Raw genomic sequence first — 14,799 nt, forward strand, 5'->3', positions numbered from 1 at the left:
GTGAAGACCAGCCAAGATCAACAGCTTCCGTCCGCAAGCGGCCGGGTCACTTTCTTTGTCTTGCCAAAGAAAGTAACCAAAGAAAGGCGCTTTCCTTGTTTTCGAATCAAGAGCCACTAACGGGCAGAGCGGGCGCAGGGATGCGCCACACAGGCCATCCATGGCCTGGGTGGCGCACGGCGCGCGTCCTGCGCGCCGCCCTTCGGGTCTACGGTTGTCTGTGGCGAGTTCGGGGCGGCGGGGGGAGCGAAGAGCAATGGCAACGGCTTCAACAACGCAGCGGATGCGCGCTGCAAACAAAAAACGGGCGCCCTGAGGCGCCCGTTTTTGTGTTTGCCTGCGTCGCGGCTGGAGGCCGCGGGTCAGGTCGCGATTACTTCGCCGCGGCCTTCTTCGCTACCTTTTTGACGGCTTTCTTCGCCACCGTCTTGGTCGCGGCCTTGGTCGCCGTGGTCTTCGCGGCGGCCTTCTTGACGACCTTCTTCGCCGCCTTCTTGGCCGGCGTCTTCTTCGCTACGGCCTTCTTCGCCGGTGCTGCGCCGTCGGCGCTCTTGGCGGCTTTCTTGGTCGCGGCTTTCTTCGCCGGTTCCTTTTTCGCCGCGGTCTTCTTGCCGAAGCGGCCGCGCACCGGTTTGCCGGTTTCTTCCAGCAGCTTGGTCACTTCCTCGAAGGTCAGCGAGGCCGGCTCGCGGTCCTTGGGGATGCGGCCGTTGAGCTTGCCGTCGCTGATGTACGGGCCGAAGCGGCCGTTGAGCACCTGGATGTCGCTGCCGTCGAACTGCTTGATGATGCGGTTGCGCGCGATCTCTTCCTTCTCTTCGATCAGGAACACCGCGCGCGCCAGGTCGATGGTGTACGGGTCGTCTTCTTTCTTCAGCGATGCGTAGGTGCTGCCGAGCTTGGCGAACGGGCCGAAGCGGCCGATGCCGACGCTGACTTCCTCGCCGTTGTGCTGGCCGAGCTTGCGCGGCAGCTTGAACAGCTCCAGCGCCTCGTCGAGCGCGATGGTGTGCATGCTCTGGCCCGGACGCAGCGAGGCGAAGGTCGGCTTCTCCTCGTCCTCGGCAGTGCCGATCTGCGCGTACGGCCCGTAGCGGCCCAGGCGCACGCTCACCGGCTTGCCGCTCTTGGGATCGGTGCCCAGCTCGCGCGCGCCGGTGGCTTCGCTGCGGTCCACCGATTCCTTCTTTTCTTCCACCAGCTTCTTGAACGGTTCCCAGAACCGTTCCATAAGCGGCACCCAATCCTCTTCGCCGCGCGAGACCGCGTCGAGCTCGTCTTCGAGCTTGGCGGTGAAGTCGTAATCGACGTACTGGGTGAAGTGGCCGGACAGGAACTTGGACACCGCGCGGCCGACGTCGGTCGGACGGAAGCGGCGGCTGTCGAGTTCGACGTACTTGCGGAACAGCAGGGTCTGGATGATCGAGGCGTAGGTGGAGGGACGGCCGATGCCGTATTCCTCCAGCGCCTTGACCAGGGAGGCTTCCGAGTAGCGCGGCGGCGGCTCGGTGAAGTGCTGGTCGGCGTGGATCTGATCGAGCGGGATGCGATCGCCGGTCTTCATCGCCGGCAGCTTGCGGCCCTCGTCCTCGTCCTCGGCGGCCTTGGCGTCCTTGCCTTCCTCGTACACGGCGAGGAAGCCCGGATCGACCACGGTGGTGCCCGAGGCGCGGAAGCTGTGTTCGGAACCGGCGGCCAGGTCGACGCTGACGGTGTTGAGCGTGGCCGGCACCATCTGACAGGCGACCGCGCGCTTCCAGATCAACTCGTACAGGCGGCGGGCGTCGTCGTCGAGATAGCGCGCCATCTGCGCCGGCGTGCGCAGCGCGGCGGTCGGGCGGATCGCTTCGTGCGCTTCCTGCGCGTTCTTGGACTTGGTCTGGTAGGTGTTGGGCTTGTCCGGCAGCGCCTTGGTGCCGAAGTCGCGCGCGATCACGTCGCGGATTTCGGCCACGGCGTCCTGCGACAGGTTGACCGAGTCGGTACGCATGTAGCTGATGAGGCCGACCGTGCCCTCGTCGCCCAGCGCCACGCCTTCGTACAGCTTCTGCGCCACGCGCATGGTGCGCGAGGTGGTGAAGCCGAGCTTGCGCGAGGCTTCCTGCTGCAGGGTCGAGGTGGTGAACGGCGGCGCCGGGCGGCGCTTGCGCTCCTTGCTGGTCACGTCGGTGACGTGCAGGGCGCCGTTGGCGGCCTTGACCAGGCGCTTGCGCGCGTCCTCGGCGGTCTCGCCGTCGGTGATGGTGAACTGCTCGAACTTCTTGCCGTCGAGCTTGTACAGACGCGCGGTGAAGGCTTGCTGCGGATGCGCGCACTCGGCCTCGACGGTCCAGTACTCGCGGGCGACGAAGGCTTCGATCTCTTCCTCGCGCTCGACGATCATGCGCAGCGCCGGCGACTGCACGCGGCCGGCGGACAGGCCGCGCTGGACCTTGCGCCACAGCACCGGCGACAGATTGAAGCCGACCAGGTAGTCGAGCGCGCGGCGCGCCTGCTGCGCGTCCACCAGCGGCACCGCGATCTCGCGCGGCTGGTTCATCGCTTCCTTGATCGCGCGCGGGGTGATCTCGGTGAACACCACCCGCTGCAGCGGCTTGCCTTCGAGCAGGCCGCGCTCGCGCAGGATCTCGCCGATGTGCCAGCTGATCGCCTCGCCTTCGCGGTCCGGGTCGGTCGCCAGGAACAGGTTGTCGGCGCCGCGCGCGGCCTTGGCGATGGCGTCGACGTGTTTCTCGTTCTTCTCGATGACCGCGTATTCCATCGCGAAGTGGTTGTCCGGGTCGACAGCGCCCTCCTTCGGCACCAGGTCGCGGACGTGGCCATAGGAAGCCAGGACGGTGAAGTCCTTGCCGAGGTACTTGTTGATCGTCTTGGCCTTGGCAGGCGACTCGACGATGAGGAGGTTCTTGGCCATTGGGACTCCGCAGGGCCCCGGGGCGGGACGCTGCTCGACTGCTCGATCTCGTTTTTGGGGGGCGGCGACGCGGGCCGGGGCCGGCGCGGCGGGACGGGGGTTAAGAAGGCGACGCCCGCGACGTTCGGCCGCGGGCGTTCAGGTTTCCTTTTTCTAGTGGAATCACGAGGCGGCCGCGGCTGTCAAGCTGGACGCTCCGGATGGCACCGGGGCGGGCGCCATAAAGTGGCATCGAAATGCCTCAAGGGCACGTGACGAAGTGTGCCCCGTTCAGCTCCGCCGGGCTGTGACCGCGACCCGGCCACGCTCAGCGCAGGCCCAGCGCCAGCGCGGCGCCGACGAAGCCGATCACGCCCAGCCAGACCACGCCGCCGAGGATCAGCACCACCCAGGTCACCGGACCCAGCTCGTGGCGCTGCAGCTCGGCGCGGGCGGTGTAGGCCCAGCGATCGACCACCTGGGTGCCGGCGATCAGGTCGTGCAGGCCGCGCTTGCGGTCGGTGAAGGCGACCATCAGATAGCCGACGCCCAGGGTCGCGTAGCTGGCGAAGGACGAGGCCCAGCGGCCCAGCGCGCGGCCCCGGCTCAGGCGCGCGCCGTCGGCGCCGACGACCTTGATCCCGACCGCGAGCTTGCCCAGGGTGGCCTGCATCGAGGACGACTCCATGCCCGCGTAGTAGCCGACGCTGATCAGGCCGTACAGGCCGTAGCCGAACACCATCATCAGCACCGACATCGCGTTGCCGTTTTCCAGCCAGCGCGTGCCGTCGCCGACCAGGCCGACCAGGAACACCAGCAGGAGCAGGGCGGTGAACAGGCTGTAGTAGGCGACGCCGACCAGGGTCGAGTCGATCAGGTAGGCGGCGGCGCGGCGCCAGAAGCCGGCCGCGACCACTTCCTGGCCCTGCACCACCTGGCTGCCTTCGGCGACCGCGGCGCGCGGGGCGCTGTAGGGCGAATGCGGGTCGGATGCAGCGGCCGCCGTCGCGGAAGCCGTAGCGACGGCGCTGTCGGGCGCGCTGGAGGCGGCGCCCGTGGCCGGCGCGGCCTCGGTGTCGGCCTGGGCCAGCGCGGCGGCCACCGCCGCGGCGGTGCGCTCGGCGCTGGCGCGCTCGGCCGCGGCCGGATCGGCGGCGGGCGCGAAGCCCGGCGCGGCGATCAGCTCGCCGGCCAGCTCGCGCCACGGGCGCCACTGGCTCAGGCCGTCGCGCCAGACCAAGGCGTCGGGGCCGAGTTCGCCGCGCTCGTGCAAGGCGATCATCTGCGCCGGCTCCAATGGCCCGTGCCGGTTGCGCTCTTCGTCGCTGTAGTACCACTGGGCCATCGCGGCGTCCGTTTCCTCGTCTCGATCGGCGGCCATGATGCCATCGCGGCGCCGGCCGATCATGGCGATTGGCGCATCGCGCCGCGGCCGGCGCACGATGCGCCGGCGCATTGCGGCGCGCGAGTCGCCGCATGCGCGAGGTGGCGATGCGCCCGCCGCGGCCGCGGCGGGCGCCGGCGCGGGCTTAGTTGCGGCAGCTTTGCGGCAGCAGCGCGGCGCGTTCTACGTCGGAGCTGCAGGTCCACTGCGCGCGGCCCGGATCGAACGCCAGCCAGACCTTGTGGCCGTCCAGCTGCGGGCGGTTGAAGCCGCGCAGTTCCAGCTGGACCGCGCACTCGCCGCTGTCCTTGAGCCGGCCGAACTGGACCGAAGCGATCTGCGTCGAGGCGTATTCGGCCGCCGGACGGAAGCCTTCGCTGGCGTTGGTCGGGCAGTTCTGGTGCGCGGCGTAGTACTGCGCGACCAGTTGCTTGTAGTCGTCGCTGGCGAGCAAGGCCTGGGCGAGCTTGGCGCGGTGGGTGTAGTCCTGGTACGCAGGCAGCGCGATCGCGGCGAGGATGCCGAACACCGGCAGCGCCAGCACCACCACCACGATCAGCGCGATCGCGCAGCCCGACAGACCGCGCTTGGGCGGCGGCGCGGCCTGGCGGCGGGCGACGTGGGCCGGGGCGTAGTCGGCCGGGCTGACGCTGCGCTGGGGCTGGGCGGGGCCGGGTGAGGCCGAACCCGGCGGGGTCGCGGAGGTTTGCGCGGCGGTCGGCGCTGCGGCCGTCGCCTGCGCCGCGGCCGGCTGCGCGCGCAGCGTGTCGGCGGCGTCGAGCGCGGCGGTGAAGTCGGCGCGGCCGTGCGCGGTCGGCGTCGCTGCGGCGGGCGCTGCGTCCGTGGCGGCGGTGTTCGCCACGCCCGGCGGCAGCGGCGGCGGTGTCGCGCCGAGGCCGAATTCGTGTTCCAGACGCTGCAGCGGCTGCCATTCGCGCAGCCCTTCGCGCCACACCAAGGTGTCGCGCTGGATCCGGCCGGCGCGGAAATGCTCGCGCACGGTGTCCGCATCGATCGGGCCGACCCGGCCCTGCGACGGATCGTGGTAGTACCAGTTCGTCATTGCCTTCCCCCCGAAATCCGCGGCCGGCATGAGGGCGGCCGCGGGCGTCCTTGTCATGGAAAGCGCCGCTGCGTCGAGACCGCGTCAGCGTTGCGCAATAAGGCTGCGCACGGCCACCCCGGCACGCGCGAGCCGCATGAAACTACCACGCAGCGCACAAAACGCTAGCCGTCGCCCGGCCGTGCGGCGGCGTCGGCGACGGATGGATGCGCGAGCGGCGACCAGCGGCGGCGCGCGATTGCGTCGCGCCTGCGGACGATACGGTTCGGGGCGGTGCGAGCGGGGGCGATGGCGCTCGAATCGATGCGGTTCGAGTCGATGCGATTCGAGCCGATGCGGTGCCCGCGCACGGCGCGGCCGTGGCACGAGGCCGCTGACGATCGGGAAGTGCGAAGCCAGACACGGCGCTGCGGCCGTGCCGGCGGGAGGGACGCGACGGCGCCGCACGCGGCGGCGCCGGGCCGGTTCAGTGCACCGGCTCGGGCTCGTCCTCGAACATCTGGGTTTCCATCCAGGCGTAAGCCGCCTCGGAACCGGGCTGGTTGAACAGCACCATCAGCACGACCCACTTGAGGTCGTCCAGGTCCAGTTCGTCCTGGTCCAGCGCCATCGCGCGGTCGAGCACCAGCTCGCGCTGGCCCGCGTCGAGGATGCCGTGCTGTTCCAGGAACAGCAGGAAGCCGCGGCACTCGACATCGAGCTTGTCGAGTTCCGGCCCGAAGTAGACCCGGGTCGGTCCGCCCGCGCGCGGGCTGCTGACGCTGGGCCGTTGCTGGGCCAGCGCGTCGAGCCATTCGATGGCTTTGTTGATTTCGGCGGGGCTGAAACCGGCCTGGCCCAGTTCTTCGAACAGGGGGCCGCTGCGGAGCGAATCGCGGTCGCGGACGAGGTCCGCATCGTCGGTGAAGTAATGCTCGAACAGGTACAGCAGGACGTCCAGGATGCTCTCTTTCATTTCCCTCGGCCTGCGCCGCATGCGGCGCGGTGGGTCAGAACTTGCTGATTGGCCGGGTGAACCGCCGGTGTGCGGCACCGATACGAGTTCAGCGGTTGCGGAAGTAACGGCCGTGCTGCGCCGAAACGCGACCCTCAAGCTCCATGACCAGCAGCATGGAGGACAGTTCCGCGGTCGTCAATCCAGTACGGTGGACCAGTTCATCCATACCGGTAGGGTCGAAGCCCAGCGCGTTCCACAAGGACTGGTAGTCGGGATCGGCGAAATCGGGCGAGGTCCGGGGCGGATCGGCGTCTCCTGAGACGGGACCGGGACCATCCTGACCGGCCTGTATGACCGCCGCGTGGCCACCGTCAATGGGGGCGCCCAGGCGCCGGCGCAAGCCTTCGGCCAGTTCGGCCGCGACCGGGGCCAGCGCGGCGGCGACCTCGGAGGCGCGTTCCACCAGCCCGGCGCCCTCGCGGATCAGCCGGTGGCAGCCGCGCGCCAACGGGTTGTGGATCGAGCCGGGCACGGCGAACACCTCGCGCCCGCACTCGGCCGCCAGGCGCGCGGTGATCAGCGCGCCGGAGCGCTCGGCCGCCTCCACCACCAGGACGCCCAGGCTGAGCCCGGCGACGATGCGGTTGCGCGCCGGGAAGTGCCCGGGCCGGGCATCGGTGCCGGGCGGGTACTCGCTGACCACGACGCCTTCAGCGGCGATGCGCGCGAGCAGGTCGGCGTGGCGGCGCGGGTAGGCCAGGTCCGGGCCGGTGCCGAGCACGGCCACGGTCGGCCCGCCGGCTTCGAGCGCGGCGCGGTGGGCGGCGGCGTCGATGCCGGCGGCCAGGCCGCTGGTCACCGCCAGGCCGGTGCGGGCCAGGGCGCGGGCGAAATCGGTGGCGTTGCCGAGCCCGGTCGGCGTCGGCGAGCGGCTGCCGACCACCGCCACCGCCGGATGCCACAGCAAGCCGCTTTCGCCGGCCACGAACAGCGCCAGCGGCGGGCTCGGCGCGCGCCGCAGCAGGGCGGGGTAGTCGGGATCGGTCCAGGCGATCAGCCGGTGGCCGGGTTGCGCCAGCCAGTCCAGCGTGCGCGGCCCGGCGTCGCCGGCCCAGCCGGCTTCGCGCCAGAACGCCTCGTCGGCCGTCGCGCGCAGCCGCGCGATCTGTTGCGGCGTCAAACCCGCTTGCGCCCACGCCGATGCCCCCGCGGCCAGCGCCGCGGCGGCGCTGCCGCAGGCCTCGAGCAAGGCCCGCCGCGCCGCGCTGGCGCCGCCGGCGGCGAGCAGGCGCAGCAACGCCAGCGCGTCGGATTCGGCGGCGATCGTGCCAGCGGCCGCGGGCGGGCCGTCGCGGCGGCCTTCGGAGACGCGGGGATCGGCGGAGCGGGGGCCGGCTGAGCGAGAGTCGGCTAAGCGAGAGCCGGTGTGCGGAGCGGAAGCGTCGGTGTCGGGCATGCCCCAGCCTAGCCCGCAAACGACGACGGCGCCCGCAGGCGCCGTCGTTGCCGACCGTAGGAGAAGCCCGCGCTGCGGACTCAGTACGGCGAGTCGGGGTGCTTGAGCTCGTAACCGACCTTGGTCGGGCGCACGCCGTCCATGATCAGCGCGTAGCTGACCTTGTCGAAGGTGCGGAACACCATCGCGTGGCCGGCGAATTCGTCCGGCAGGCGCACGCGCGAGTTCTTGCCGACCAGGGTCTCGTCGCGGTTCGGACCGACCTTGACCCGATCCACCGCGCGGCTGCCCACGCGCCAGGTCGAGAACACGGTGCCGTTGTCGACGCCGTCGCGGCTGCCGACCGACAGCGCGATCACGTCGCGCGGGCCGCCGTTCTTGACCAGGTCGGCCACCGACAGCACCTGCGCGCGGCCGTAGTCGAACTGGGCCTTGGGCGGATGCGGGAAGAACTGCAGGTCGTAGGGCTGGGCTTCGACCGGGATCAGGCGGTCGCCGACGCGGATTTCGCGGCCGGTGTCGTCGATCAGCAGGGTCGAGGCCTGCATGCCGCCGACGGCGCCGCGGCTCAGGGTGCCGGTGCCGACCTGCAGCAGCTCGTAGCCGAGCAGCTCGCGGCCCTTGTCCGGCACCACCACGTCGGTCCAGATCGCTTCGAAGTCGACCGTGCGCTTGCCGCGGAAGTCGAGGTCGGCGGCGCGCATGATGTCGCAGCAGGCCACGCGGTCCAGGCGGGTGTAGCGCTGGGTCGGGCGGACCACCGCGTAGCGGGTGCCCGCGCTGGTTTCCGGCAGGCCCTTGATGTAGGCGACCTCGCCCTGGGTCACGCGCAGGCGGTCTTCTTCCAGGCCGACTACGTAGGGCAGGTCCTCGAACTTGTCGACCACGCGCAGGTTCTTCAGGAACGGTTCGATCTCGGCCAGCGGCACGCCGGTGATCGGCGCTTCCTGGCGCGGGCCCGGCTGGACCTGGGCCTGGGCCACGCGGTCCAGGTAGGCCAGCGAGATCACGTCGCCGGGATAGATCAGGTGCGGGTTCTTGATCTGCGGGTTGGCCTGCCAGATTTCCGGCCACAGCCACGGCTTCTTGAGGAAGCGCGCGGAGATGTCCCACAGGGTGTCGCCCCGCTTGACCACGTAGGTCGAGGGGTGGTCGCCGCGCAATTCCGCCGCGATGGCGTAAGTGGCGACAGTCAGCAACGCGGCGGCGAAAACCGCGCGGATCGGTTTAAACATGGCGGCCATCTACCTGATTCCCCTTCCAGGTTTGCCCTTTGCGGGCACCCGGACTATAGCCCAGAAGTCGCGCAACACTATCAGGCATTGACCGCCTATGGACGGCCTGGAATGGGGGTACAATGCAACGAAAACTTGCGTATGTGACCCACGCCCCCATTTTAGGTGCCCTATGGCCCTGTTACCGATCCTTGAGTTCCCCGATCCCCGACTGCGCACCAAAGCGGCGACGGTCGATCCCGCGCGCGTGACCGAACCGGCGTTCCAGCAGTTGCTCGACGACATGTTCCAGACCATGTACGAGTGCCCGGGCATCGGCCTGGCCGCGAGCCAGGTCGACGTGCACCAGCGCTTCATGGTGATCGACGTGTCGGAAGAGAAGAACCAGCCGCTGGTCTTCATCAATCCCGAAATCGTCGAGCGCGCCGGCGAGCAGGTGTATCAGGAAGGCTGCCTGTCGGTGCCCGGCATCTTCGCCGACGTCACCCGCGCCAACCAGATCACCGTGCGCGCCATCGGCCGCGACGGCCAGCCGTTCGAGCTGACCACCGAGGGCCTGCTGGCGGTGTGCGTGCAGCACGAGATGGACCACCTGGAAGGCAAGCTGTTCGTCGACTACCTCTCGCCGCTCAAGCGCGAGATGGTGCGCAAGAAGCTGGCCAAGCAGAAGCGGCTGTCGGCGTAAGCGCCGGGAGCCTGGATTTGCGATTCGGGATCGGGGGCGCGCACCTTGCGGTGCGTGCCCTCGCTCGTTTCATGTCCGGCCCGTCCCGCTGTTCCCGCTCGCCGCGCCGCCGCTGCGCCCCTGTCTGATACCCAATTGCGAATCCCATGCGCCTCGTCTTCGCCGGAACCCCCGAATTCGCCGTCCCCGCGCTGCGCGCCGCCGCGCAGTACAACGAGGTCGTGGCCGTCTACACCCAGCCCGACCGGCCGGCCGGGCGCGGCCGCGAAGTGGCGCTGTCGCCGGTCAAGCGCGAGGCGCTGCTGCGCGGCATCCCGGTGCTGCAGCCGGAGAACTTCAAGCAGAAGGTCTCGCGCGAGGCGCTGCGCGCGCTGCAGCCGGATCTGATGATCGTGGTCGCTTACGGCCTGATCCTGCCGCAGTCGGTGCTCGATATCCCGGTCTACGGCTGCTGGAACCTGCACGCCTCGCTGCTGCCGCGCTGGCGCGGCGCGGCGCCGATCCAGCGCGCGATCGAGGCCGGCGACGACGAGACCGGCGTGTGCCTGATGCGCATGGAGAAGGGCCTGGACACCGGGCCGGTGCTGCTGGCCAACGACACCGAGATCGGTGCGAACGAGACTGGCGGCCAGTTGCACGATCGCCTCGCCGACATCGGCGCGCAGGTGCTGCGCGACGCCCTCGGCCTGCTGCGGGTGGGCCTGACCCTGCCGCCGCATCCGCAGTCGGAGCAGGGCGTGACCTACGCGCACAAGCTCGACAAGGCCGAAGCGCGGCTGGACTGGAGCCAGCCGGCGACCGCGCTGGCCAACAAGGTGCGCGCGTTCAATCCCTGGCCGATGGCCGATGCGCTGCTGGCCGGCGAGCGCGTGCGCGTGCACGGCGCGGTGGCGCTGCCGCTGGAGCATCGCGCCGAACCGGGCACGGTGCTGCTGGCCGGGCGCGACGGCATCGATGTGGCTTGCGGCGAAGGCGCGCTGCGCATTCGCGTGCTGCAGCGCGAAGGCGGCAAGGCGATCACCGCCGCCGATTATTTGAACGGACGCCGCGATCTGGCGATGGTGCGCTGAGATGAGCGAACGCCGCGAACCGCCCAAGCCCGACGCGCCGCGCGACGGCGATGCGCGCCCCGCGGCCGGGCGGCTGCGCAAGCTGGATTCGCTCGACGCCGCGCGCTACGCGCCGGCCGCGTCCGAGCGACCCGCTGCGCAAGGCGAGCGCGCGGCCGCGCCGCGGCGTAGCGGCGAGCAGGACCCGGAGCGCACGTCGGCGGCCCGGCGCGAGCGTCGCGAGCGCGCAGCGGCGCGCGCTGGCGCCGGCGCCGGTCGCGAGCGCAATCCGCGCAGCGATGGTCCGCGTGGCGATGGCCCACGCGGCAATGACGCGCGTGGCGCCGGCGCACGCAGCGACAACCGCCACAGCCCAGGCGCACGCGGCAAGGGTCCGCGCAGCGCAGCGCATGCGCCGCGCCAGCGCGACGACGCGCCCCGCGCCGCCGGCGAAGGCCGCGCCGCCGCTGAGCGTCGGCGCGAGGGCGCCGCAGGCCCGGGCGCCGCGCGCGCCGGCGCCAAGCCGCGTCCGCCCGGCGCACGCGGCCCGGGCCGCGAACCCGGCGCCGAACCGTACGCGCGTTTCCGCAACGAACACCCGGCCGCGCCGGCGCTGCCCGCCGACGACGCCCACCCCGGCGCGCGCGTGCGCGCCATCGCCGCGCGCACGCTCGACGCGGTGCTGCACCGCGGCCGCTCGCTCAAGGCCGAACTGGCCGCGGCGCTGCCGGCATTGGCCGACCCGCGCGACCGCGCCCTGGTCGAGGCGATCTGCTTCGCCGTGCTGCGCCAGCCGCTGCGCCTGGAAGCGGCCTTGAACGAATGGATGCCGCGGCCGTTGCCGCCGCGCGACAGCGAACTGCGCGCGCTGCTGTTGGCCGGCCTGGCCCAGCTCGACCCGCTGCGCCTGCCCGCGCACGCCGCGCTCGACGCCAGCGTCGAGGCCGCGCGCCTGCTCGGCCGCGCGCACCAGGCCGGACTGGTCAACGCGCTGCTGCGCCGCGCCCAGCGCGATGGCCTGCCGGCGGTGGACCCGCGGGTGTCGCATTGGCCGAGCTGGCTGCGCGGAATGCTGCGCAAGGACTGGCCCGCGCATTACGAAACGATCCTCGCCGAAAGCGCGCTGGCGCCGCCGATGTGGCTGCGGGTCAACCGCACCCGCGCCGCGCGCGGGGATTACCTGCAACGTTTGGCCGACGCCGGCCTGGCCGCGGCCGCGCCGGCCGACCTCGCCGACGCGCTGCGCCTGGACCAAGCGCAGCCGGTCGCTGCGCTGCCCGGCTTCGCCGACGGCGCGGCCTCGGTGCAGGACGCCAGCGCCCAGCGCGTGGCCGACGCGCTGGCGCCCGCGCCCGGCGCGCGCGTGCTCGACGCCTGCGCCGCGCCCGGCGGCAAGAGCGCGCACCTGCTCGAACGCGATCCGTCCTTGCGCCTGACTGCCCTGGACGTGGACGCCGCGCGCCTGCAGCGCGTGCGCACGACGCTGGCGCGCGCCGGCTTCGACGCCGACGGCGAACGCGTGCGCCTGCACGCGGCCGACGCCGCCGAACTCGACGCCTGGTGGGACGGCGCGGCCTTCGACGCGGTGCTGCTGGACGCGCCGTGCTCCGCCACCGGCATCGTCCGCCGCCAGCCCGACGTGGTCCTGCACCGACGCGAGTCCGACATCGCCGCGCTTACCGTCGTGCAGGCGCGACTGCTGGACGCGCTGTGGCGCACGCTCGCGCCCGGCGGCGTCCTGGTCTACGCCACCTGCTCGATCCTCAAGGCCGAGAACGAAGACCAGGTGCGCGCCTTCCTCGCGCGCACCGCCGACGCCCGCGTCGACGCGCTGGGCCCGGACTTCGGCCACGACTGCGAGGTCGGCCGCCAACGCCTGCCCGGCGAGGACGGCGGCGACGGTTTCTTCTACGCCCGGCTGCGCCGGGCCGGATGAGCCGCGCCGGCCGGCGCGGGGCGAGCGGGGCCGGAATCGGGTCGCTCTGAGTCGGGTCGTTCTGAGTTGGGCCATCCCGAGTCGGGCTGCTCTGAGTCAGGCGGCTTGAATCGGGCCGCTTGAATCAGGCCGCTCCGAATCGGACTGCGCCGAACCCGACAGCCCTCACTTCGGGCGGCGCTGGATCGGACCAGTCTGAATCTGTCGGGCGCGTTGCCGCCGGGATCGTTTCCGACCGGGTCGACCGCGCCGCCCGCGGCCCTTGTCCTGCAAGCCGGGCGCCGGCATCGCCTGGCCCGGACGATGGATGAGCCGAAGGTGAGCGGCGGCGCAGTTGCGCAATGCGCCCTCTCCACCCGTCACTTTCGCCTGCGTATCATTCCCCGCATGTTCAAGAACCCCTTGTCCCGCCACGCGTGGCTGTTCTGGGTCACGGCCTGGCTGGTGCTCGGAGCCGGCCTCGGCCTGCGCGATCCCTGGCCCGCCGACGAGCCGCGTTTCGCCCTGGTCGCCAAGCAGATGGTCGAGTCCAGCCAGTGGCTGTTCCCGCACCGCGGGGTCGAGCTGTATTCGGACAAACCGCCGTTGTTCATGTGGACCGAGGCGGTCTCCTACCTCATCACCGGCCACTGGCGCATCGCCTTCCTGCTGCCGTCGCTGCTGGCGGCGCTGGGCACGCTGTGGTGCGTGGTCGACCTCGGCCGCCGCCTGTGGACCCCGCGCGTGGGCTACTACGCCGGCTGGGCGCTGCTGACCACGCTGCACTTCGCCTACCAGGCCAAGAAGGCGCAGATCGATCCGTCGGTGGTGTTCTGGATCACCTTCGCCAACTACGGCCTGCTGCGCCATCTGCTGACCGGCCCGGCGTGGCGCTGGTGGGCGCTGGGCTGGTTCGCCGCCGGCATCGGCGTGATCACCAAGGGCGTCGGCGCGATCGCGCTGCTGATGCTGCTGCCGCTGGCGCTGGCGGCGCTGCTGCGGCCGCTGCACGCACGGCTGGCGCCGCAGGGCTTCGGCGCGCGCGCGCTGGCCTGGGTGCGCATGCCGGTGCGCGCGGGCGCCGGCGACGCCAGGTTCTGGCTCGGGCCGTTGGCGTTCCTGCTGGCGATCGCGCTGTGGGTGGTGCCGATGGTGCTGGTCGCCACCCACGCCGGCGATCCGAGCTATCAGGCTTATCTCAACGACATCCTGTTCCGCCAGACCGCGGGCCGCTACGCCAAATCCTGGGATCACCACCAGCCGGTCTGGTACCACCTCGGGGTGATGTTCTCGATGTGGCTGCCGCTGATGCTGGCGCTGCCGTGGGCGCTGCGCGCCTGGGGCCGGCGCCTCGGCCGGCTGGACCCGCGCTACATCCTGCCGCTGGCGTGGTGGCTGCTGGTGATCGTGTTCTTCTCGATCCCGCACGGTAAGCGCGACGTCTACATCCTGCCGGCGCTGCCGATGGCCTGCCTGATGTTCGCGCCGCTGCTGCCGGGCCTGCTGCGCAAGGCGTGGCCGCGGCGGGTCGCGCTCGGCTTCACCGTGGCGCTGACCCTGGCCCTGCTCGGGGTCGGCCTGTCGATGTGGTTCGGCGATCCCAAGTTCGAAACCAAGCTGATCGCCGACCGCGGCTTCACCGATCACGGCCGCGCGCTCGCCGCCGGGGTGATCGCGATCGGCGCCTGGGGCGCGGCCTGCCTGCTGTGGTCCGGCCGGCGCCGGCCGGAGCGGGCGATGGCGGCGACGCTGTGCGGGGTGTGGGTGCTGTACGGCCTGCTGATCACGCCGGTGCTCAACGATTCGTCCTCCGCGCGCGGGGTCATGACCCGCACCGCGCAGCGCATCGGCGCCGACGCCGAGCTCGGCCTGGTCGCGTGGAAGGAACAGAACTTGCTGATGTCGCAGTCCAGGACCACCACCTTCGGCTTCATCATGGGCTGGCAGAAGCAGCTCGAGCTGGGCCTGGCCTGGCAGGCCCAGGCGCCGGACACGCGCTGGCTGTTCGTACAGGAGCCGGCGGTGCCGGTGTGCGTGGATCGGACCAAGGCCGAGATGATCGGCCGCTCCAACCGCCGCGAATGGTGGCTGGTGCCGTATGCCGCGCGCGCCGGTTGCCCGGCCTCGCCGCCGCTGCCGTTCAACGACGACGATCACGAGTACGACGACGGATCGGATTGAG

General features: G+C 71.4%; 10 protein-coding genes. 4 read left to right on the top strand and 6 right to left on the bottom strand.

Annotation, left to right across the window (positions count from 1 at the left end; translation table 11 throughout):
• Positions 1 to 373: 373 nt before the first annotated feature.
• The 6 genes from BLU84_RS17955 to BLU84_RS17985 all read right to left on the bottom strand — a co-directional run bounded on the left by BLU84_RS17955 (position 374) and on the right by BLU84_RS17985 (position 8,968).
• The gene (locus BLU84_RS17955) at positions 374 to 2,914 is read right to left on the bottom strand and encodes a DNA topoisomerase I (RefSeq protein WP_074870560.1); all 2,541 of its coding nucleotides are present in this window, start codon (positions 2,912 to 2,914) and stop codon (positions 374 to 376) included.
• A gap of 307 nt (positions 2,915 to 3,221) precedes the next feature.
• On the bottom strand, positions 3,222 to 4,274 hold the full coding sequence (locus BLU84_RS17960) for an RDD family protein (protein WP_170849198.1): 1,053 nt from the start codon (positions 4,272 to 4,274) through the stop codon (positions 3,222 to 3,224).
• A 148-nt stretch (positions 4,275 to 4,422) separates the two neighbouring features.
• Complete coding sequence (locus BLU84_RS17965; RefSeq protein WP_074870562.1) at positions 4,423 to 5,340, bottom strand: GYF domain-containing protein; 918 nt, start codon at positions 5,338 to 5,340, stop codon at positions 4,423 to 4,425.
• A gap of 466 nt (positions 5,341 to 5,806) precedes the next feature.
• A complete protein-coding gene (locus BLU84_RS17975; protein WP_074870566.1) occupies positions 5,807 to 6,295 on the bottom strand; it encodes a DUF494 family protein in 489 nt (162 codons plus the stop codon).
• 88 nt (positions 6,296 to 6,383) lie between these two features.
• Complete coding sequence (dprA, locus tag BLU84_RS17980; protein ID WP_083382796.1) at positions 6,384 to 7,733, bottom strand: DNA-processing protein DprA; 1,350 nt, start codon at positions 7,731 to 7,733, stop codon at positions 6,384 to 6,386.
• Positions 7,734 to 7,813: 80 nt separating this feature from the next.
• Positions 7,814 to 8,968: a LysM peptidoglycan-binding domain-containing protein gene (locus BLU84_RS17985; RefSeq protein WP_074870873.1), complete on the bottom strand. Its 1,155-nt coding sequence runs from the start codon at positions 8,966 to 8,968 to the stop codon at positions 7,814 to 7,816.
• A 172-nt stretch (positions 8,969 to 9,140) separates the two neighbouring features.
• Between BLU84_RS17985 and def the strand changes: the two genes are divergently transcribed.
• From def to BLU84_RS18005, 4 genes are all read left to right on the top strand, one after another.
• Positions 9,141 to 9,653: a peptide deformylase gene (gene def, locus BLU84_RS17990; RefSeq protein WP_074870569.1), complete on the top strand. Its 513-nt coding sequence runs from the start codon at positions 9,141 to 9,143 to the stop codon at positions 9,651 to 9,653.
• Between the two features lie 146 nt (positions 9,654 to 9,799).
• Positions 9,800 to 10,723, top strand: a complete 924-nt coding sequence (gene fmt, locus BLU84_RS17995; protein ID WP_074870571.1) for a methionyl-tRNA formyltransferase — start codon at positions 9,800 to 9,802, stop codon at positions 10,721 to 10,723.
• 592 nt (positions 10,724 to 11,315) lie between these two features.
• On the top strand, positions 11,316 to 12,638 hold the full coding sequence (rsmB, locus tag BLU84_RS18000; RefSeq protein WP_074870874.1) for a 16S rRNA (cytosine(967)-C(5))-methyltransferase RsmB: 1,323 nt from the start codon (positions 11,316 to 11,318) through the stop codon (positions 12,636 to 12,638).
• A gap of 387 nt (positions 12,639 to 13,025) precedes the next feature.
• Positions 13,026 to 14,798 (top strand): ArnT family glycosyltransferase, encoded by a 1,773-nt coding sequence (locus tag BLU84_RS18005; RefSeq protein ID WP_074870573.1) that lies wholly within the window; start codon positions 13,026 to 13,028, stop codon positions 14,796 to 14,798.
• The last annotated feature ends 1 nt before the right edge of the window (position 14,799 follow it).

The sequence above is a fragment of the Lysobacter enzymogenes genome, from assembly GCF_900106525.1.
GTDB lineage: Bacteria > Pseudomonadota > Gammaproteobacteria > Xanthomonadales > Xanthomonadaceae > Lysobacter > Lysobacter enzymogenes.

Excerpts from the sequence above, each read along its gene's own strand:
- BLU84_RS17955 (WP_074870560.1), bottom strand. The coding sequence starts at position 2,914 with ATGGCCAAGAACCTCCTCATCGTCGAGTCGCCTGCCAAGGCCAAGACG.
- BLU84_RS17960 (WP_170849198.1), bottom strand. The coding sequence starts at position 4,274 with ATGGCCGCCGATCGAGACGAGGAAACGGACGCCGCGATGGCCCAGTGG.
- BLU84_RS17965 (WP_074870562.1), bottom strand. The coding sequence starts at position 5,340 with ATGACGAACTGGTACTACCACGATCCGTCGCAGGGCCGGGTCGGCCCG.
- BLU84_RS17975 (WP_074870566.1), bottom strand. The coding sequence starts at position 6,295 with ATGAAAGAGAGCATCCTGGACGTCCTGCTGTACCTGTTCGAGCATTAC.
- dprA (WP_083382796.1), bottom strand. The coding sequence starts at position 7,733 with ATGCCCGACACCGACGCTTCCGCTCCGCACACCGGCTCTCGCTTAGCC.
- BLU84_RS17985 (WP_074870873.1), bottom strand. The coding sequence starts at position 8,968 with ATGTTTAAACCGATCCGCGCGGTTTTCGCCGCCGCGTTGCTGACTGTC.
- def (WP_074870569.1), top strand. The coding sequence starts at position 9,141 with ATGGCCCTGTTACCGATCCTTGAGTTCCCCGATCCCCGACTGCGCACC.
- fmt (WP_074870571.1), top strand. The coding sequence starts at position 9,800 with ATGCGCCTCGTCTTCGCCGGAACCCCCGAATTCGCCGTCCCCGCGCTG.
- BLU84_RS18005 (WP_074870573.1), top strand. The coding sequence starts at position 13,026 with ATGTTCAAGAACCCCTTGTCCCGCCACGCGTGGCTGTTCTGGGTCACG.